This window comes from Hymenobacter saemangeumensis (assembly GCF_039541835.1).
Classification (GTDB): Bacteria; Bacteroidota; Bacteroidia; order Cytophagales; family Hymenobacteraceae; genus Hymenobacter; species Hymenobacter saemangeumensis.
The window spans coordinates 27,867-47,449 of the sequence record NZ_BAABGZ010000028.1 but is presented as its reverse complement, the minus strand read 5'-3'; the positions used below and the strand labels follow the sequence as shown (position 1 = coordinate 47,449).

Annotated in this window: 15 protein-coding genes and 1 pseudogene; 7 read left to right on the top strand and 9 right to left on the bottom strand. The window is 60.3% G+C overall.

Features of this window, described 5'->3' with window-relative positions:
- The first annotated feature begins 439 nt into the window (after window positions 1-439).
- From ABD919_RS12665 to ABD919_RS12645, 5 genes are all read left to right on the top strand, one after another.
- On the top strand, window positions 440-808 hold the full coding sequence (locus ABD919_RS12665) for a hypothetical protein (protein ID WP_345236387.1): 369 nt from the start codon (window positions 440-442) through the stop codon (window positions 806-808).
- Window positions 809-1,136: 328 nt separating this feature from the next.
- Window positions 1,137-3,566, top strand: coding sequence for a TonB-dependent siderophore receptor (locus tag ABD919_RS12660; protein WP_345236386.1), 2,430 nt, complete (start codon window positions 1,137-1,139; stop codon window positions 3,564-3,566).
- Window positions 3,567-3,584: 18 nt separating this feature from the next.
- On the top strand, window positions 3,585-4,295 hold the full coding sequence (locus ABD919_RS12655; RefSeq protein WP_345236385.1) for an ABC transporter ATP-binding protein: 711 nt from the start codon (window positions 3,585-3,587) through the stop codon (window positions 4,293-4,295).
- 7 nt (window positions 4,296-4,302) lie between these two features.
- A complete protein-coding gene (locus ABD919_RS12650) occupies window positions 4,303-5,721 on the top strand; it encodes an ABC transporter permease (RefSeq protein WP_345236384.1) in 1,419 nt (472 codons plus the stop codon).
- Between the two features lie 6 nt (window positions 5,722-5,727).
- A complete protein-coding gene (locus tag ABD919_RS12645; RefSeq protein ID WP_345236383.1) occupies window positions 5,728-7,110 on the top strand; it encodes an ABC transporter permease in 1,383 nt (460 codons plus the stop codon).
- 594 nt (window positions 7,111-7,704) lie between these two features.
- Here the strand turns inward: ABD919_RS12645 and ABD919_RS12640 are convergent.
- The 9 genes and pseudogenes from ABD919_RS12640 to ABD919_RS12600 form a co-directional block, all read right to left on the bottom strand.
- Window positions 7,705-9,183, bottom strand: a complete 1,479-nt coding sequence (locus ABD919_RS12640) for a class I SAM-dependent DNA methyltransferase (protein WP_345236382.1) — start codon at window positions 9,181-9,183, stop codon at window positions 7,705-7,707.
- Between the two features lie 141 nt (window positions 9,184-9,324).
- A complete protein-coding gene (locus tag ABD919_RS12635) occupies window positions 9,325-10,971 on the bottom strand; it encodes an ATP-binding protein (protein ID WP_345236381.1) in 1,647 nt (548 codons plus the stop codon).
- Window positions 10,972-11,045: 74 nt separating this feature from the next.
- A complete protein-coding gene (locus ABD919_RS12630; protein ID WP_345236380.1) occupies window positions 11,046-11,609 on the bottom strand; it encodes a hypothetical protein in 564 nt (187 codons plus the stop codon).
- 9 nt (window positions 11,610-11,618) lie between these two features.
- Window positions 11,619-12,140 (bottom strand): hypothetical protein, encoded by a 522-nt coding sequence (locus tag ABD919_RS12625; protein WP_345236379.1) that lies wholly within the window; start codon window positions 12,138-12,140, stop codon window positions 11,619-11,621.
- Between the two features lie 42 nt (window positions 12,141-12,182).
- A complete protein-coding gene (locus tag ABD919_RS12620; RefSeq protein ID WP_345236378.1) occupies window positions 12,183-12,719 on the bottom strand; it encodes a hypothetical protein in 537 nt (178 codons plus the stop codon).
- A gap of 18 nt (window positions 12,720-12,737) precedes the next feature.
- Window positions 12,738-13,808, bottom strand: coding sequence for a restriction endonuclease subunit S (locus ABD919_RS12615; protein WP_345236377.1), 1,071 nt, complete (start codon window positions 13,806-13,808; stop codon window positions 12,738-12,740).
- Between the two features lie 33 nt (window positions 13,809-13,841).
- A pseudogene (locus ABD919_RS23990) lies at window positions 13,842-14,291 on the bottom strand (restriction endonuclease subunit S); the annotation flags it as partial.
- 177 nt (window positions 14,292-14,468) lie between these two features.
- Window positions 14,469-17,276: a type I restriction endonuclease subunit R gene (locus ABD919_RS12605; protein ID WP_345236375.1), complete on the bottom strand. Its 2,808-nt coding sequence runs from the start codon at window positions 17,274-17,276 to the stop codon at window positions 14,469-14,471.
- 75 nt (window positions 17,277-17,351) lie between these two features.
- A complete protein-coding gene (locus ABD919_RS12600) occupies window positions 17,352-18,176 on the bottom strand; it encodes a hypothetical protein (protein WP_345236374.1) in 825 nt (274 codons plus the stop codon).
- 44 nt (window positions 18,177-18,220) lie between these two features.
- Between ABD919_RS12600 and ABD919_RS12595 the strand changes: the two genes are divergently transcribed.
- Together ABD919_RS12595 and ABD919_RS12590 are read left to right on the top strand one after the other, a co-directional pair.
- Window positions 18,221-18,667, top strand: a complete 447-nt coding sequence (locus tag ABD919_RS12595) for a hypothetical protein (protein ID WP_345236373.1) — start codon at window positions 18,221-18,223, stop codon at window positions 18,665-18,667.
- A gap of 339 nt (window positions 18,668-19,006) precedes the next feature.
- Window positions 19,007-19,462 (top strand): hypothetical protein, encoded by a 456-nt coding sequence (locus ABD919_RS12590; protein ID WP_345236372.1) that lies wholly within the window; start codon window positions 19,007-19,009, stop codon window positions 19,460-19,462.
- Window positions 19,463-19,583: the final 121 nt, after the last annotated feature.

Below are 19,583 nucleotides of genomic sequence, written 5' to 3'. Positions count from 1 at the left end.
GAAAGGCCCCAGTTAACGGTACAAGACTAGAGCCCCATTATGAAATGAAGATGATGATGCCCGGTAGGTAGCAGCAGAAGCTGGCGCGTTGACCGGTGCACTTTTGTGCGCTATTCCGAAAAGATGGGCATCCGTGTGCCCCAGCGTAGCTTTAGGGAGGGGTAAGCCAAGGTGCTAGCTGTTGCACCTGGCTTCTGACCAAGGTTAAGTGGTATTCCTTGGGTTGGTAGATGATTGTGTACGTATTAGCCCTTCTGCTCTATCCTCCCTTTGCGGGTGCTGAGACCCCAACACCTTGCTGAGCTGCCGGCACTTGACAAGGCTCCTGTCAGGGGTGCCTTAATTCAACCAAGGCTCCGATGCACAGACCTGCTGCCAGCGGCGGCAAACAAAAGCGGTATTCTATGCTTTGCACAAACTGCTACTACCTTTGTATAGCATGCGTGGCAGACAAGTAGTGAACTTACGGCGTAAAGTGCTAGCCTGGTGGCTGCTGGCGCTGCTTGTGCGCGTACTCGCGCCCGAGGCTGCCGTACTGCGCCTGCACCTGCACAGCCATACCGAACACGAGCATACCAGGGAGGTAGTTGGTAAAGCCAACGGCAAGGCGCTGGTTTCGCCCAAACACCAGCACTGCCACACCGAGCAGTTCTACGACACGCCTTTTCAGCCGGCGCTTCCGGTTCAGCTGGAAGTACCGCTGCGGCTTCAGCCCTATGCGGAATACCGTGTCCAGGCTCCCGTTTGCCGGCTTTCACACCTGCTTGACGGCGCCTCGCTACGCGGCCCTCCGGGTCGCTGTGCCTAAGCCTGCTCGCCTGATGGTATGCCGTTAACCTAACGGCTATACCTGAGCGTGGCCGCACCCCCCTTTCCGGCACATCCCACGCAGTAGCTGTGTGCTGCGCTTACGCGTACGCCTTTTTCAAGGTCAAATGGCTACGTACTAGCGGGCTACGTGCTCTGCCTGGGCACTTTCATGCGTGCCTGTTTTGCGGAGCAGCCTAAGGGCTGACTCACGCCTGCGCGGTTTTCTGCCGCCCCGGTCAGCTGTGTTTGCACACGGCGGCCCCCATTCTCCTAATGTATCATCCGGACGTGGCCATCTGGCGCAACGGCCCATCCCCTTTATCTTCATGCGAAGAATCATTCTTCTGTTCGTTCTGCTCTGGCCCCTGCTGGCTGCGGGCCAAAGCCTGCTGGGCAGCATCCACGGCCGTATAACCGGGCCCGCGGGCCAAAGCCTGGAAGGTGTATCGGTGCTGGAGCACACCGGCCGCTTTGCAGCCCTCACCGATGCCGACGGCCGCTTTGTGCTCGACCAGCTGCCCTTGGCAGAGTATACCCTAATTACGCGCAGCCTGGCGCACCAGGAGGAACGTCGCGTAGTGGAGCTTAGTAACCAGGTGCCGCAAGCCACGGCCGATTTCGTGCTGCGTGCAAGCACCAATGCCTTACAGGAAGTGGAAGTGCTGGGCCGCAAGGAAACCGGCTACAAAAGCGACTACAGCTTCGTAGGCACCAAAACGGCCTCCAACCCTAAGGACGTGCCTCAGTCGATTTCAACCGTGACCAAGGAGCTGATGGAGGACCGGCAGGCCTTCCGCCTGCCCGATGTGGTGCGCAATGTGGCGGGGGTAACGCAGTACTCGCATTACGACGACCTGTCGATTCGCGGCTTCCGCAACGGCTACGAAAGCGGCTTTCGGCTCCTGAACGGGCTGCGCTCGGGATTTAGCTACGGCAACTCGTTTTTTGTGGCCCCGCTTACGGTGAACCTGGAACGGGTGGAAATTCTGAAAGGGCCCGGTGCTGCGCTCTACGGCGACATCAACCCCGGCGGCACCGTGAACATGGTGACTAAAAAGCCGCTTGACGTGGCCCGGCAAGCGGTGAGCTTCTCGGCGGGCAGCTTCAACACCACGCGCGCTACGACCGACCTGACCGGCCCACTCAACGAGCGAAAGAACGTGCTCTACCGCTTCAATGCCGGCTACGAGAAGTCGAACACCTTCCGCGACGTGAACGACACCCGCTCGTTGATGGTGGCGCCAACGGTAACTTTTCTGGCCTCGGACAAGACCACCGTCAACGCCGAGCTGGTATACACCCACGTCGATGGCTACCTCGACCGTGGCCTGGTAGTGCGCGGCGGCGATCTGTATGGCCTGTCCCGCTCGTTTACGCTAAGCCAGCCGAGCGACTTTTTCCGCACTAGTACCTACTACCTCAACGCCTCGCTCAACCACCGCTTCACGGACTGGCTGTCGTTCAACGCCTCCTACCTCGACTTCACCTACAATGAAAACCTGAGCGAGCACCGCACCCTCAACACCTATGCCGATGCGCCGGCCAACACGGTGATGAACATGCGATACTTTGCCCGCCAGGCCGAGGAATACACCAAGAACCTGGCCGCCTACTTTGCCCTGAACCGCGCCACCGGGTCTATCAACCACAAGGTAGTGCTGGGCCTGGACTATATCCGCTTTACGACCGACAAGCAGAGCACCATGTGGGAGGCCCGGCAGAAGCAGGTGAACGGGGTAGCGTCGGCGCTGACCTTCAACCTGAACAGCCCGGTTTACGAGCTGCAGGACCCGACCAAGTATGTGCGCCGCCCCTTGCCGCAATTCTTCACCGACTACCTCAACGCGGTATACTACACCACGGGCGTGTATGTGCAGGACCAGCTGACCGTTACGCCGCGCCTGGGCTTGCTGCTGGGCCTGCGCTACGAGCTGTTCAACGACGAGCGTGACTACGGCGACGGGGCGCGTACCATTCCGCAACGCAAGCTGCTGCCGCGTGCCGGCCTCACGTACGCCCTGACCGACGCCCTGAACTACTTCGCCAGCTACAGCGCCGGCTTCCGCCCGCTTAAGCCCGAATACATCCGCTTTCCCGAACGCTACGGGCGCAGCTCGGCATTCAGCCCCGAAACCAGCTATCAGGTGGAAACGGGCCTGAAAGGGGAGTTTTTCCAGAAGGCGCTGCTCGGCACCGTGGCCGTGTATCAGATTGAAAAGCGCAACCAGCTGGTAAGCACCGGCGCTCTTATGCCCGATGGTGGCCCGGAGTACCGCCAGAACGGCATTGCCCGCTCGCGCGGAGCGGAGCTGGAGCTGGCCGGCAACGTGCTGCCCAACCTCAGCCTGAACGCCAGCTATGCCTTCAATGCCACCGAAGTGCTGCGGGCCGATGTAGCCGCGGAGAACGGGCAGCCCCTGGCCAACGCTCCGCGGCACTCCGCAGGACTGTGGACCAAGTACACCTTCACCACGCCGGCCCTGCGGGGCCTGGGGGTGGCCATTGGCGGCAACCACGTAGCCCGCCGCCGGATGGAAAACCAGGTGCGCAACGGGCAAAACGAGCTTTACTGGGACTACTGGCCCGCCTACACCGTGTTCGACGCGGCCCTGTTCTACTCCGTCAACCGCTTCAACTTCCACCTGAATGCCAATAACCTGCTCGACCGGCACTACTTCGTTGGCGGCTATGACTTTTTCCGCGTCAGCCCCGGCGCGCCGCGCAATTATATGGCGACGCTGGCCTACACTTTTTAGCTCCCCTGCCTCCTGCATATGACTTACATTCTGGAAGCGCGCGAACTGCGCAAAGAATACCCCGGCAAGCTCGCCCTGCGCAGGTTGAACCTGCAAATCGCACCCGGCGAGGTGTTCTGCCTGTTGGGCCAGAACGGCGCTGGCAAGTCTACCACCATCAACCTGTTCCTGGGCTTTATAGCCCCGACTTCGGGCGCGGCCTATGTCAACGGCCTGGAGGTGGCGGCCGACCCGCTCAAGGTTAAAGCGCACCTGGCGTACATCCCCGAAAATGTGATGCTCTACCCGCACCTGACGGGCCTGGAGAATCTGGCGCTGTTCAGCAGCCTGGCCGGCTTCAGATACTCCGAAAGCGAGCTGCAGGCTTACCTGGACCAGGCCGGGCTGCCGGCTGAAGCGGTGCGGCGGCGGGTGGGCTCCTACTCCAAGGGCATGCGCCAGAAAGTGGGCATTGCCATTGCGGTAGCCAAGCACGCCAAGGTGCTGCTGCTTGACGAGCCCACCTCCGGCCTCGACCCGAAAGCATCCAACGAGTTTTCGCAGCTGCTGACCCGCCTCAGCGGGCAGGGCACGGCCGTGCTCATGGCCACCCACGACATCTTCCGGGCCAAGCAAGTGGGCACCCGGGTGGGCATCATGCGCGAAGGCGAGCTGGTAGACGTGCGCTCCACCGCCGCGCTCAACGCCCAGGAGCTGGAGCAGCTCTACCTCACCTACATGCACAACTAGCCCGCCGATGATTCAAAGCATAGCGCAAAAAGAATTTGTCAGCACCCTGCGCGACAAGCGTTTTCTGGTGCTGAGCATGCTGATGCTGGCCTTGCTGCTGGCTGCGACGCTGGTGGGGCGCGCCTCGTACCGCACCCTGCAACAGGAGCGGCAGCTGGCCCAGCAAACGGTAAACGACCAGTTTCGCAACCAGCCCAACCGGCATCCGCACCGGGTGGCCCACTACGGCTCGTTCGCGTTCCGGCCGAAGTCGGGGCTGAGCCTGCTTGACGCGGGCGTGGACTCCTACACCGGCACCACCGTCTACCTCGAGGCGCACCAGCAAAACAGCGTCAACTTCAGCCAGTCCCAGCAATCGGGCTCGCTTATTCGCTTTGGCGAGCTGACCGTGGCCTTTGTACTGCAAATGCTGGTGCCGCTGCTTATCGTATTTCTGTGCTTCGGGGCTTTCACGCAGGAGCGCGAAACAGGTACCCTGAAGCTGCTGCTAAGCCAGGGTGCCACGCTGCGGCAGCTGGCCTGGGGCAAGATTCAGGGCTACAGCCGGGCCGTGGCGCTGGTGGTACTGCCGGCCCTGGCGCTGGCGGCCACCCTGCTCTTTACCGGAGAGGCGTTTGCCTCTACCGCCGATTTGCTGCTGCGGCTGGGCTTGTTTGTGCTGGGCTATGCCGTGTACTTCTTTCTCATCATTGTGGGAACGGTGGTGGTGTCGGCACGGCAGGCCAGTTCCCGCGCGGCGTTGGTTACCCTGCTTGGCCTGTGGAGTCTGGGCTGCATCATCATGCCCAAAGCAACCGCCAACCTGGGCGCTACGCTGTACCCGGCCGTGACCAAGGCCCAGATGGACGCAGCCGTGCATGACGAGGCCCAGCACGGCATCAATGGCCACGACCCGCAGGACCAGCGCGTAGAAGCTCTCAAAGCGGCTACGCTCAGAAAATACGGCGTCGACTCGGTACAGCACTTGCCGGTAAGCTTCGCCGGCATTCAGATGGCTGCCGCCGAGGAGTACTCGGCCAAAGTGTACCAGCAGCACTTCGCGGCGCTTAACGCCACCTATGAGCGGCAAAACCGCTTGTCCGACTGGCTTGGGCTGCTAAATCCTTACCAGGCCATCCGTCCCCTCTCCATGACGCTGGCCGGCTCCGACTTTGCCCACTACGTGCATTTTCAGCAGGCCGCCGAAAAGTACCGCTACCACCTCGTGCAGCGCCTCAATGGCCTGCAAACCGGGATGGGCTACGGCGACAAAGAGCGTAAGCTCGACGCCAGCACCTGGAAGCAGCTGCCCGTTTTTACATACCAGGCGCCTCCACTCGGCTGGGCAGGGCCGCGCCTGCTGCTGCCGGCCGCCGCTTTGCTGCTCTGGGCCGTGGCCCTTACCTGGCTGGGGATGCGCCTGATTTCCACCTCCCGATTGGTTTAAAACCTTATGAATACATTCTGGATTTTGTTGGCCGCCGAATGGAGGCATTTTCGCGCGGCCAAAGGCCTCGTGCTGCTGTGCAGCCTGCTGCTGCTCACCGGCCTCTATGGCATCTACTACGGTGCTACGGAAGTAGGGCGGCAGCGGCAGCACCTGGCTGCCCTGCCCGAGCTTACGCGCCGCAACGTGGCCGAGCTGCAGGTGAAGTTTCCCGATTCGACCGACGCCGGCGACATCGGCTACTACCACAGCACCTACGCCGTCAATCCCCCCGACCCCTGGGCAGCCCTTTCGCTGGGCCTGCGCGACGTAAACCCATACTATATGAAGCTGCGCCTGCTGGGCCTGCACAATCAGCTCTATGCCACCGACAACACCAACCCCCTGAAGGTGCTCAGCGGCAACTTCGACCTGGCCTTCGTGCTCGTGTACCTGTTTCCGCTGCTCATCATTGCCCTGTGCTTTAACCTGCTTTCCGCCGAGCGGGAGGAAGGCATCCTGACGCTGCTGCTGGCCCAGCCCGTCGGCGCCGGTGTGGTGGTGGGTGCCAAGCTGGCCTTTCGCGTGGGGCTGGTGCTCGGCTTGGCTGCCCTGCTGTCGGCGGTGGGCATGCTCTGGGCACGCGTGCCGCCCGATGGCCGCGTAACCGTGTGGCTGGGGCTGACGGCCCTGTACTGCCTGTTCTGGTTTGGTGTGGCCCTGGTAGTCACGGCGCTACAGCGAACCTCGGCGTTCAATGCCGTGACCCTGCTGGGAGTCTGGCTGCTGCTGGTGGTGCTGGTGCCCAGCCTGCTTAACCTTTGGGTGGCTGCTGCCCGCCCCGTGCCGCAGGGCATTGAGCTGACCATTAAGCAGCGGGAAGAAATCCACGCCGGCTGGGACCGGCCCAAGCAGCAGACCATGCAGCGCTTTTTCGCCCTGCACCCCGAATGGCGCGATACGAGCACCATCCGGGAGCGGTTTGCCTGGCGCTGGTACTATGCTTTCCAGCACCTTGGCGACGTAGCGGTGGCCCCACAAGCCGCGGCCTATGCCCAGGGCCTGCAGCAGCGCTATCAGCTGGTTGAGCAGCTTAATCTGCTTTCTCCGGCCATTAGCGTCCAAAGCAGCCTCAACGCGCTGGCTGCTACCGACCTGCCCACGCACTTGAAGTTCCAGCGCAGCGCCGTGGCTTACCATGACACGCTGCGGGCGTTCTACTATCCGTACCTCTTTCGCAAGGCCGCCTTCCACCACGCCGACTACGCCAAAGAGCCCATGCACAGGTTCAGCAGCCAGCCCGAGCTGCCCACGGCTTTTCGGGGGCTTGGCAAGCTGCTGCTGAGCGTGGCTCTGGTATTCGCGTTGGGGTTCGCCGGGCTGCGCCTGCGCCCCATTAATCCAAGGTAAGCAGCTGGCTGCGCCTTCGGTGCTGGTTATCAGTTGCCCCAATTGCTTCATGAAGCAATTGGGAGCCGAACCGGACCCTCCACAGCCGGGTTCAGCTTCCGGCCCCGGCGGCGTGGCATTGTGAGCAAATACTTCTTCTCGGTTCTACAAAGCCGGGTCGTTGTGCCGGATGCTGTGCAAGTCGTTTGGCCTACGAGTAAGTACAACGCAAGAAGACCGCCGCATCTGCGGAGCCTGAAAGAGGTTCTTGCTGGTTTGGGTGGCGGCTTTCCTGGGGGTATTCTAAAAAAGACCAGGCTCTTGGGTTATTTAGGTGTTTCCCCATCGGGCAAGCCCGGGGGTATAACAAGGGATGCCTACGTCCCCGAAAAATTTTCAATTTTTTTAAAGTAGCCAGAGGGCTTTGCTTAATGCTGACCTCGCGCCATCGCAGCACTCATACCGGCTACGCGGGTAGCTAAGCAAGGATACAGCGTTTTTGTCGCTTACCTGCGTGCTTACGGGGCATATGATAGGTATGCCTCTCTCTGACGCAAAGAGCCGGCTTCATCCAAAGATGAAGCCGGCTCAGACGGGTTACGGAAATAATAAAGCTTATTCGGCTGCTTCCAGCTCTTCGGCGATGCTGGCGAACTGCGCCAGGGCGGCCTGCAGGTTCTCGGTGATTTCGAGGGCCAGCACGTCGGGGGCGGGGAGGGTGGCGCTGTCTTCGAGCGCGTCGTCTTTGAGCCAGAAGATGTCGAGGTTTACCTTGTCGCGGGCCAGGAGCTGGGCCAGGTCGTAGCAGTGGAACTGCTCGGTTTCCTGGCGCTTGCTGCGCTGGCCCGGCTTGCCGTAGCAGGCGATGAAGTCCTGCAGGTGTTCGAGCCGCAGCGGGTTGCCCTTGGGGGTGAAGTGCTGGTTGGTGTGCAGGTCGTACACCCACAGTTCTTTGGTCTGGGCCTGCTCGGCGGCAGCGCGCTTCTCGAAGAAGAGGACGTTGGCCTTCACGCCCTGGGCGTAGAAGATGCCGGTGGGCAGGCGCAGCAGGGTGTGCACGTCGCAGTCCTGCAGCAGCTTGCGGCGGATGGTTTCGCCGGCGCCGCCCTCAAACAGCACGTTGTCGGGCAGCACCACGGCCGCTGTGCCGCCTACCTTGAGGATGGTGTAGATGTGCTGGACGAAGTTGAGCTGCTTGTTGCTAGTGGTGGCCACGAAGTCGGTGCGCTCGTAGCTGAGCGTGTCCTTGCTGGTCTGGCCTTCCTCGCTCATCACCGTGATGCTGCTCTTTTTGCCGAAGGGCGGGTTGGCCAGGATGAAGTCGTACCGCTCGCCGGGGTCGGAGAGGAGGGAGTCCTGGTTGCGTACCGGGCTTTCCGTCGAGCCCACGCCGTGTAGGTACAGGTTCATGGCGGCCAGGCGTACTACCGAGTCCACGATGTCGGTGCCGTGGAAGGTGTGGTCGCGCAGGAACCTGAGCTGCTCGCGGTCCATCTCCTGGCCGTAGGTATCCACGAGGTAGTCGCGGGCCACCAGCAGGAAGCCAGCGGTGCCGCAGGCCGGGTCGCAGATGGTCTGGCCCGGGCGCGGGGCCACGGCCTCCACGATGGCCTGGATGAGCGGGCGCGGAGTGAAGTACTGCCCGGCGCCGCCTTTCACGTCCTCGGCGTTTTTCTGCAGCAGGCCCTCGTATATCTCGCCCTTCACGTCGAAGCCTAAGCCCGACCAGTTTTCGCGGTCTATCAGGGCCAGCAGGTGCTTGAGGCGGGCGGGGTTTTGAATCTTGTTCTGGGCCTTTTTGAAGATGACGCCCAGCATGCCAGGCTCCTTGCCCAGGTCGGTAAGGATGTGGCGGTACTGCACTTCCAGCGCGTCGCCTTCGAGGCTGCGCAGGCTGGCCCAGTCCTTTCCTTCGGGCACGGCAGGGGCGTTGGGCGCCCCGGCCTGCTCGTCGGCCATTTTGAGGAAGAGGAGGTAGGTGATTTGCTCGACGTAGTCGCCGTAGCCCACGCCGTCGTCGCGGAGCACGGTGGCGTAGCCCCAGACGCGCTGGACGAGGGATTGGGCGGTAGCATTAAGGGTGGGTTGGCGCATGGGATGGGGGAGGGAATTAGCATAGTAGCTGTAATTCCTTTTTGCGTTTGATAATTTTTTTAGCAGGTTGAAAAAAGAAAAAACTGCTTCTTCGCTCTGTAAACGCGGTTTCTTTTTCGTTTCTTTTTCAATCCTTTTTTTTTATGGCAGGACGAAATAGCGCCGATAGGTCTTGCCATCGGTACTACCCACCGTCCCGTCGGCCACCATTCGGTACACCTCTTTGCGGATGTCCTCCAAGGAAAGCTCTTCGAGGCGGCGGTGTATTTCGGACATGAGGCTGTTTGGGTAGGCCTTTAGGTCTTCTGCTATGAGGGCTCGCAGGCGGTGTGGTTCCAAGGTTTTCAGGCTGGGCTTAACATCGAGGTTGGCTGCCGCATAGGCTTTTGGATTGACCATGTATTCGGTGCCTTTCTTCACGCCCCGGGCCAGTACGATGTCCCATTCCAGCAGGCGCCCCAGCCAGGTACGTAGCCGCTCTTCCTGCCTGAGCTGGAGAGCCTGTGCGAGAACTGGGGCGGTAATGGTGCCCCGCTGCGCAATAATGCCCAGCGTGATAATTTCCTTTTGCCTAAACTCATAATACCGGGCCAGGGTATCGAGCAGGGCGACAGCGGTAGGGTTTGGCGCTTTGGCCTGGATAATGACCCGGAGGTTATTGTAGGTGTCGTCTATTTCGGGGAGGGGCTTCGCATCGCGGCTTAGCTTCTCGTAAATCAGGTCGTAGCCAGAGCCTTCCCCTTCCATCAGGCCCGTTGCCTGGAACGTCTCCATCAGGGCCTGATTGCGGCGTACCCGCTCGTGCAGGATGGTGGTGGGCGTCACGCCCAAGGGCAGATGCCCCGGGCTCTCTACCTCCAGCCGGTCAGGGTAAACCCGGATGGCCACGTCGGTGCCCGTGGTGTATAGCCGATGCGCGAAGGCGTTGGCCAGGAGCTCCCGCAGTACCGCCTCGGGGTAGCGCCGCACCTGCCGGCGGTAGATGCCGTTGGGTACTTCGTGGTAGTAGTGCAGCTCAACGCCCCGGGTTAGAATGTCTTCGAGTAGGTGGAGGGGGTTGAGCTGGTGGTCGAGCCAGATTTCCTTGCGGATGCGCCGCTCTGCCTCGTCGTACACCATGTATTGCACTATCAGGCCGTAGCGCAGGCGGGCGCGCTGTGCCGGCGTGCCAAGCCACAGGATGCCCAGGTTGGTAACCTGGCCGTCTTCTCGGACGAGGTTGTAGTGAGCCAGCAGCTCGTTGTCGGACTTGCTTTTCTCAAAAGGGCTTACCTTATCCGAAGGGGCTTCCCGCACTTTTTGCAGAAAGAACTTGATTTCGGCCGGGTTCAATTGGTCGACCGTGACCCGCTGCGGGGCCTGCAGCTCCCATTGGAAGCCACTTTTTTCGCTGGCGAGGCGCAGCAGGTCTTCGCCCACCACGGGGCGGCACTGCTCGCCCAGGCGCATGTACACCCGGCCATCGGCCGTGGTAGCGATGGTGCTTATGGAGGGATGGATGCGGAGCTGGAGGTGCTCCCCGCCGTTGGGGCTGGTGATGATTTGCGGGTCGGCTAGGCCCACGTTCAGGCAGCGGCCCGCTAGGGCTTGCAGCAGGCGGTTAGCATCCTCCTGGTCGATGCGCTGGTCGGGGGGCGGTAGCTCGTGGTCGTCCTCGATTCCGATTAGCAAGGTGCCACCCCGGGCATTGGCTAGGCACACGCACGTTTTGGCCAGGTCGCTGTGGTCGGCGGTTTTGCCGAAGGCCTTGCGGTAGCTTTTCTTTTCGTAGTCGTGGGATTCGTGCATCGGGGGAAGCAGCAAGCAGAGCTATAGAGGGGGCAGAACAAGGTGCGGATGTTAGGAAGCGTCTTGACCGGGCTTTATGGGCAGGGGATACGCTCGTTAAAGTTGTACTCGTTCTTCTTGGCTCCTGCGTAGGCGTAGGAGTAAGGTTTCTCGGTACGGGTCATTCGGGCGCAACTGAACGGGCCGATGCCCCGGCTGATGCGCGAGGTGCTGGTTTTGTCGAGGGAAGCGCCGGTGAAGTAGGCCATGTACCCGCTCTGCCGATGGGTGTTTTTTAGAATCACCACGTAGCGCCCTTTTACCTGCACCTTGAGAAGCTGCAGGTAGGGGTTGGTGGTAGCCGAGGCGCGGTAGGAGAGACCGACCTGGCTCATGACGCTGTTGAATTGGCACACGTAGGGCTGCTCGCTGGTGTCATCGTTCAGCAGCTTGAACGTAGAAAGCAAGGCCTCTGCTTCTGCCTTTTCTGCGGCGTTTTCGGGGTTGCGAATGAACGACTCGATGTCGCCTTTGTAGCGGTTCGCGTTGTCGCTGAAAAGGGCGCTTACGAAGTCCGAGCGCAACGATGAGTAGCTCTGGCAGAATCCGCGAAGGGGCGCCAGCAGCAAGGCCAGGGCGAGGAAGGTTGAACAGCGCATGGGGTATCGTTAGCGGCCGTATTCGGCCCAGGTCTTGGTGCTGAGGGTCTCGGCGAGGTTGGCCGTCGACGTGGGATGGTAGCGGTCCACGTTGAAGTACATTTTGGACGTGAACATGCCGCCGGAGCTGGTTTTGCGGAAGTCGGTTTCGGTTAGCTCGTCCAGCACGAATACGCGGTGCGGCGTCATGTGAAATGCCTTGGCCTCTTTCGGAAAGCAGGCTTGCAGCCGCTTCTGCGCCTCTTTAATCAGAGCCGGGTTGTCCAGCACAGCCGGGTCGGCGTTGTTCCAGCGCACGCAGTCGAGAGCGGAGTTGGCCGGGTGCACGTCTACTACGCCCAGGATGCGGCCTACGCGCTTTACCGCTTTGCCCCAATACATGCCCATAAACTCGCTGCGTTTGTGGGAATAAGCGCCGCCCTTGGCCGGGCAGGCATACACCTCGTTGTTTACCTGTGGGGTGTGGAATTCGCCGCAGTTGACGACGTCGAGCTGGTTAGTCCAGTTGGTGCGGTTGATTTTGGCTTTCATGGGTTTGCAGTATTATGTGAGATGATAAATAAGAGGCAGGCACTATTCCCAATAAGTCCACTTGAGGCCTCGTAGATTTTGGGCCAGCTCTTCAGCATTCGTGGCGCGCACCTGCTCGTCGCCCACCCAGAAATATCGTTTACTATACTTGATTTTAAACCGGTCTCCTGTGCGAAAATGAGTGTCCGAGAAGTCTCGGAGGACGAAGACCCGGTGGGGAGTGCAGTATTTGGCGTGGGTGGGCGAGAAGCAAGCCGTCAATCGTTCGCAAGCGTCGGCGATGAGTTGATTATCGCTGTACTGCGAAGGGTCCTCGTTGTTCCAGAGGACTTTTGGAGCAGCATTGCCCAGAGGGTCGATGTCCACCACGCCGCTAACCCGGGCGATGCATTTGACCGCCAAGTCCAAGTACATGCCTAAATACAGGCAGCGTCTGTGGGAGTAAGACGCATTCTTAGCTGGACAAGCGTACACCTGATTCGCGCGCTGCCGCTGGTAAAATTTGCCGCAGTTGACGACAACAAGCTGTTCGGGCCAGTTGGTTGCGTTGGGTAAGCAGTTCTTAATAAGAATGGGCATGGTGGAACAAGGGTTTGGTTAAAGCTCAATAGACAGTTGTTCTTCTGCTGCTTTAGACTTACGCCCACGCCCGGCCTTGCCCTTCGCCGGTACCTTTGCGCTTTCCTCACGCAGCCGGTCCAGCAGGGCGGCAGCTGGCTCGTCGGTGGCATCCTGGGGCACGAGGCGGCCGGTGAAGGCCCGGTGCAGCAGGCTCTGGCGCAGCCGCTCGGCGCGCTTCAGCTCGTCGACCAGGGTCTGGCCCAGTGCATCGAGCACGGTGAGGCGGCGCTCTACTTCGGCTACGATTTCGGCTTGCTCGGCCAGGGGGGGGAGGGGGAAGTGCAGGCCAGCAAAACGGTCAGCACCGAGGTGCGCTATGCTGGTCGTCCAACTTGCGATTTTCTGGAAAACGCCGTTGTGCATGTATGACCGGAACACCGACAGGGCATATTTCGGCAGCACATTTTGGTAGGTTCGAAACCGAACCAGCGTGTTTGTAAAGCAGGCCCCCGGCACCTCGTTGCGATACAAGGCCGGGCGACCAACAAGCTCTAGGCTTTGTCCTTCGTTTAGCAGAATATCATTCTCGCGAAGGCTATACACTTCATATTCCTCGGGCGTGAAGTTCATCTCCATCACGTCGCGCAGGTCGAACCGGTCCTCGTAAACATTTGCTACCCGCAGATAGGGCCGCATGTAGGGGCCTGAATGGTGCTGGGGTGCCCGCTGGCGGCCCAAGCGTACTTCGCCTAGCTGGCGCATACTCGCCCACACCCACCCCGCCGGCAGCTCCGGAAGCTCGCTGGTGTCGGGGGCGGCAGGCTCCTCGTATTTCTTTTTCCAAGAGTCGTTCAGCGGGAGCTGGCCGCCGCGCTTGGCGAGCTGGGCGGCTTCCCACTGCGCCCGGCGCTCGGCGCGGATGCGGGCGAGCAGGGCGGCCCCGGTTTCGGCGGGGGCGGGGTGGGCTTCGCGCCAGGCGCGGGTGAGCTCGCCGGTCACGGCCGCGTGCAGCACCGATTGCCGGTAGCGTTTCAGCAGGGCCTGGGTTTGGCGCACGGCCGCCACCCCCGCATCGAGCCGGCTGAACAGCTCTTCCAGCTTGGCCACGATGCGCCGCTGCTCGGGGAGGGGGGGGAGGGGAAAGGGGGTACTTCGAACAATGTCTTGGCTGATGTTTGGCTGCGCTCCGCCTTTGCCTTGTTCGATGAACTCTCGGCGAAGCGAAAACAGGTAGTTGAACGCAAATTTGAGTTCAACCCAAGGCGGCAGAAATATGCCGCAAACGGCCTGATTAGTGGCGGCATCCATTGTCAAAATACCCACTTTGCCAACCGTGGCGCCATAAAGCGCAATCAACAAAGTGCCTTTTGGAAACAGCTTGGCGCTTGAGCTTGCCAAAGCGGCTTCACTTATGGACTCACTGTGCTCTATGACATACCCATCGCCCAATTCGCCGGATTTAATCCACGGAATATTGCCCGTAAAGTATGATGGATTGCTGCGGCTTGGGGTACCTCCGCTACTCGTAGAAGCAATTTCACCAAGTCGTGTCCAAACCCACCCCTGCGGTAATTCCTGTTCTTCGTTCATTCGTTATATCGGCCGGCGTGGGCGCGGCGTGGTTGGCAGCTTTTTTTGAAAACTGAAAAATAAGCTACCTGTGAGGTAGGGTATTTTTCAAAAGCGAAAGAATATCCTACCTCACAGGTAGGATATAAATTGAAAAGTTAAAAATACCCTACCAGCGGAAGGGTGCGGCAGCGCGGCCTACGCGGCCAGGGCCTCGTTCAGCTCGTCGACCAGGGCCTGCAAATCCAGGCCGAACACCTGGCGGGCGCGGGCGTAGCCGCCCTGGTCCACGAAGGGCGGCAAGGTAAAGTCTTCGGCTTCCACGCTCAGGGAGGTGGCGGCTTTTTCCTTCATCATGCCCAGCCAGCTCAGCTGCTCGGGGCTGAAGGCGCGGCCGGCCTGCTGCTGCCGGGTTAGCCAAGCGTGGTACCGCTCGTCCACGCTCAGGGGGTAGGCCGTGAGCGTGTCGGTCTGGCGCAGGGCAAAGCGCACGAGGCTGATGAGGTTGGTGAGCAGGGTGCGGGGGCCGGCCCCGCGCACCCGCGCTTTTTCCAGCTGCTCGTAGGCTGTCCAGATGCCTTCGGGCGTCAGCTCGGGGTGGTCGAGGCGCAGGGCCTGGGCCAGCTCGCGCACCTGCCCGAAGGTGAGGGCGCGGCGGGCGTAGGGCTGGTTGTGCAGCAGCTGCAGGGCCGTTATTTCGTCTTTGTGAGCCTCGATAAACGCCTGGAACTTATCCACGCGCTGCCGGGCCAGGGCTTCCTGCGCCGCCTCGGGCGAGGTGCGGCTCTCGAAGCCGGCGGCCAGCACCCGGTCCTTGCTCACCAGGTCGATGATGAGGTCGTGCTGGCGGTGCACCTTGGCCAGCAGCTCGCGCAGGGCGGGGTCGTCGAAGAGGTGCACGGCCCGCTCGGTGAGGGCCTGCTCGGCCTGCTGCCAGTGGGCTTCATCGGCCTCGGCAGGGGCGGGGAGGCCGGCCGCCTGGGCCTCGTCGGCGGCCAGGCGCAGGGCTTCGGCTTCCTGCTTCACGGGGTCCACGGCGTCGTAGAGGCGGGCGGCGAGCTGCTGCACCGTGGTGCCCCCGGTCTGGGTTTGCACGGCGGCGCGGTCATCGGGCGTGAGCTGACGGTCGAGGCGGGCCAGGCGCTGGGCCAAGCTGCGGAGCTGGGCCGGCGCGTGGTTGCCCTGGGCCACGGCGTGCAGCAGCTTCTCGAAGCCCAGGGTGCCGGGCTGGCGCTCCACGCTCTCGGTGTCTTTCTTTTCCGAGTCGGTCACGCCCACGGCGTCCACGATGACGAAGCGGGTTTTGGCGGGGGCGTCGCTGGTCACGGCCTCCAGGTCGGAGGGGGCGATGACGCGGGTGCCGCGGCCCTTCATCTGGTCGAAGTACACGCGGCTGCGCACGTCGCGCAAGAAGAGCAAGCACTCCAGGGGCTTGATGTCGGTGCCGGTCGAAATCATGTCCACCGTCACGGCCACGCGGGGGTGGAAGTCGTTGCGGAAGCGCTTAATCAGCTCGTCGGACTTCTCCTCGGCGGCGTAGGTAATCTTCTTGCAGAACTCGTTGCTCTTGCCAAACACCTCCCGCACCAAATCCACGATGTCGTCGGCGTGGTTGTCGCTCTTGGCGAATATGAGGGTTTTGGGCACGATTTCGCGCCCCGGAAACAGCTCGGTAAAGAGCACGGCCTTCCACTTTTCCAGCACCGTCCGAATCTGGTCGGGCGCCGTCACCGAGCGGTCGAGCTGGGTACCGGCGTAGGTCAGGTCGTCGTCGAGGGTTTCCCAGCGGCGCTTGCGCGTGAGGCGCTCCATGCGCTTGATGGCGCTGCCCTTTTCCACCCGGCTGCCCTGCTCGGTAATGGCCGTCTGGATGCGGTACACGTCGGAGCCCACGTTCACGCCGTCCACCACGGCGCGCTCGTGGCTGTACTCCATCACCAGGTTCTGGTTGAAGAAGCCGAAGGTTTGCTTGGCCGGCGTGGCGGTGAGGCCGATGAGGTGGGCATCGAAGTACTCCAGCACCTGCTGCCACACGTTGTAGATGGAGCGGTGGCACTCGTCAATCACCACGAAGTCGTAGGCCTCGGGCGGCAGGGCCGGGTTGTAGGCCACCTCGCGGGGCCGCTGCGGCGCCTCGCCGTTCAGCTCAAAGCCCGAGCGTTCCTCGTTGCCCGCGTCGAACTCGGCCTCGCCGCGCAGCATCGAGTACAGGCGCTGGATGGTGGTGATGGTGACCTTGCTCACCGTATCGAGCTGGTTCGAAGTCAGGTGCTGCACGTTGTAGAGCTCCGTGAACTTGCGCCCGTCGTCTGGGGCCGTGTACTGCTGGAACTCCTGCAGCGTCTGCCGCCCCAGGTTGCCCCGGTCCACGAGGAACAGCACGCGCTTGGCCCCCGCGAACTTGATGAGGCGGTAGATAAACGACACCGCCGTAAACGTCTTGCCCGAGCCCGTGGCCATCTGAATCAGCGCCCGCGGCCGGTCGTCCTTCAGGCTCACGTCGAGGTTGCGCAGGGCTTCGAGCTGGCAGTCGCGCAGCCCGTTGGCGTTCACGGCCGGCAAGGTGCGCAGCCGGGCCCGTAGCGTGTGCAACTGCCGCGTCCATTCCCGCAAGGTCTCGGGCCGGTGAAAGCCGAACACCGGCCGGGAGCGGGGCTCCGGGTCGCGGGCATCGGCAAACCGGATTTCCTGGCCGTTGGCCTCGTAGCCGAAGGGCAGCTGCTCGGCCACCCGCGGGGCATGCTTGGTGGCGCTGGTCTGGTAGCGCACGGTCTGGTCGGCCACGGCCGTCAGCGAGGTGCCTTCCTTCTTCGCCTCCACGATGCCCACCAGCTTGCGGTCCACGAGCAGGGCATAGTCGGCAGGCCCCGAGTCGGTGGGATACTCGCGCACCGCCACGCCCGCCCCGGCCCCCAGGTTCAGCTGTTTGTAGTCCTGCACCACCCAGCCGGCGAGGCTGAGTTGAGCATCGATAAGCTGGCGGGCTTGCTGTTCGGGCGTGAGCATAAAGGAAGGGCGGCTGCAGAAAGCACTAATGTAGTGCGGCGGCTGCGTACGCCCTGTCTGCTGCTCCTCTTGCCCTTACACCGCAGCTTGAATAAGGTCCTTTATGTCCTCGAAGGAGGTCGAGGTATCGATGATGATATTGCCTTCGCTGTTGCTCGTGGTGAGCTCGATTACAGCGTTGGTAGCGTTATGACTGTTGGGGTAGACGTGAGAAATGGAGCTCAACGAAATTAGCACGCTGCGACCTTTTGTTTCTACTACTTCGATAAAGCCTTTGATTTGGCTACTTTCAGAGGGGACACCAGTCGCAAGTTTGCTTAGATAGGTCTCGCGGATTTTCTCTATAGCCCCTTTTTGTTTTATAGCCGCCTCTAGAAGTTGGGGGTAGTCTTGTACTTCTGCCTTATTGATGTGTGAGTAAATGCCTTGTTCAATAGCTTTAAATGCAGGCTCGTAGTATGATAGGGCGTGAACGTAGCTTTCGAGTTGCTGTATAGTAGCTTCGATTTTCTCAAAATCAGATGTGGGAAGTGGAGCAGACAAATCGGTTCTAACTAACTCCAAGTAGCTTTTAAGGCCTTGCGGATTGCATGCTTCTTTTAGCATGCTCCCACGCCCTGATATGAGCCACTCTTCGCGTACCTGCGGGTAGGCATTTGTGAGGCGCTGTATCACCTCAAAGCTTGGCTTGTTTAAACGGCCCCCAATAAGTCCTGCCAATACACCCGATTGCAAATCAGCCTGGCGTCCAAAAGCACTTTTGTTTCCATTAGAAAACAGTTTAACCATCTGCTCGATCCGAGCGTGGATGGTCTGAGGTTCTAGCGATTTGCGAAAAGCACCCTCAATCTCGTTCTGGAAAGCTCGGACTTGTTCGGGTGTAAGCTTGTGTTTGAGCATATGCTACAGATTTCAGAATAGGTTTTGATTTTTTGTGCTGATGTTTGTTTCAGATGCAACAAAGGTATTTACTTTGTGTTGCGATTGCAACAAATGCCCGCTCGATATTCTCCTTTTCGATGGAATCAAACAGTGCATCTATTTCACTTCCCGTTGAAGCACTTATACCGCATTTTCTACCGGTGGTCCGGGAAACCATAGAAATGTGGTTACAGGAGCAACCTAAGCCCGACCAGCAGTACACCGCCGAGCAGGTTTCAAAAATCCTAAACATCGACGTCCAGACCGTCCACGACTATACCCGGCTAGAAACCGGCCACCCACGCCGCCTGCCCTATGTGGTCACCCACGACAGCGCCAAGGGCAAGCGCTTCCTTTTAAGCGAGGTCATGCTCTGGCAGAAGCGAAACGGCTGCGATGCCTTGAAGCAACCCGCCGAGCGGCTCGTCGCAAACCGCCCAGCCCGCCGACGCGCCCACAAACCCACCTGAAACCGTGCTCAAGCTCAAAACTGGGCCTGTTTCAAGCTAACCGCTCGGACCTGAGTCTGACTCAGGCCCGGGCGATTTAGATATAAGAAGAGCCCCCACATGCAATCGGCTATGTAACAGCTTCATACCGGTAGAGTATGTCTCCTCGAAGGAGACATGTATGTCTCTTGGGATGAGACATGCCAAAAGCTGAAAATGCAGTCAGGTAACCGTTGTAAGTTCGTGAGTAAGAGTAATACAAAGCAAAAGGTAGACCCTGGCACCGGTGTGGTAAGCGAGGTCAACGACAACTTTATTTTCTTGTTCAGAAATGCTTGCCCAGAACTCAGAGCATTGTCCTTGGAGAAGCCCCTTGCTTTTACCGTTCTGCTCTTTTTCATCGAGCACATGAATCGGAGAAATGCTATTCAAATCCTGCAACAGGACTTATGCCTGGCCCTTGATCGGCAGCGGAACGTTATCAGCCAAGCCATCAGCATCCTAAAGCAAAGGAGGTTCATCGACTCGGAGCGCAACGGTAGTTCCGTTATCTACCACGTAAATGCACAGGTTTTTTGGAGTGCTCCCGCAAAAGAGAAGGCCCTCGCATTTCTAGATGCCCCTTTAAAGAAAGCTCCGGTAAAGCGAAAGGTGGGTATCACGCAGAAGCGCAGGAGCGTGCCCGTTGTGAGCGTTACAGAGAAGAAAAGCCTACAAGCCAAGTCAAACGAAGCCTCCGTTGTGGCACAAATGCCATCAAGCCCACCCTACTATGACGAACGGAGCTTAAAGCAACTCATCAAGGAGTTGTTATGAGCTGGCTAGGGGCCGGGATGAGGTTGGCTCTATATCTGGTCGGTGCCCTCAACTAGTGCCTCCAACTCCTCAACGACAGCGGCCAGCCTTATTTGATAGTGTTGGCAGAGGGTGGCCAGCG

Coding starts and splice junctions, on each gene's coding strand:
- ABD919_RS12655 (WP_345236385.1), top strand. CDS start 3,585: ATGACTTACATTCTGGAAGCGCGCGAACTGCGCAAAGAATACCCCGGC.
- ABD919_RS12635 (WP_345236381.1), bottom strand. CDS start 10,971: ATGCACGAATCCCACGACTACGAAAAGAAAAGCTACCGCAAGGCCTTC.
- ABD919_RS12650 (WP_345236384.1), top strand. CDS start 4,303: ATGATTCAAAGCATAGCGCAAAAAGAATTTGTCAGCACCCTGCGCGAC.
- ABD919_RS12620 (WP_345236378.1), bottom strand. CDS start 12,719: ATGCCCATTCTTATTAAGAACTGCTTACCCAACGCAACCAACTGGCCC.
- ABD919_RS12605 (WP_345236375.1), bottom strand. CDS start 17,276: ATGCTCACGCCCGAACAGCAAGCCCGCCAGCTTATCGATGCTCAACTC.
- ABD919_RS12665 (WP_345236387.1), top strand. CDS start 440: ATGCGTGGCAGACAAGTAGTGAACTTACGGCGTAAAGTGCTAGCCTGG.
- ABD919_RS12630 (WP_345236380.1), bottom strand. CDS start 11,609: ATGCGCTGTTCAACCTTCCTCGCCCTGGCCTTGCTGCTGGCGCCCCTT.
- ABD919_RS12625 (WP_345236379.1), bottom strand. CDS start 12,140: ATGAAAGCCAAAATCAACCGCACCAACTGGACTAACCAGCTCGACGTC.
- ABD919_RS12660 (WP_345236386.1), top strand. CDS start 1,137: ATGCGAAGAATCATTCTTCTGTTCGTTCTGCTCTGGCCCCTGCTGGCT.
- ABD919_RS12600 (WP_345236374.1), bottom strand. CDS start 18,176: ATGCTCAAACACAAGCTTACACCCGAACAAGTCCGAGCTTTCCAGAAC.
- ABD919_RS12645 (WP_345236383.1), top strand. CDS start 5,728: ATGAATACATTCTGGATTTTGTTGGCCGCCGAATGGAGGCATTTTCGC.
- ABD919_RS12640 (WP_345236382.1), bottom strand. CDS start 9,183: ATGCGCCAACCCACCCTTAATGCTACCGCCCAATCCCTCGTCCAGCGC.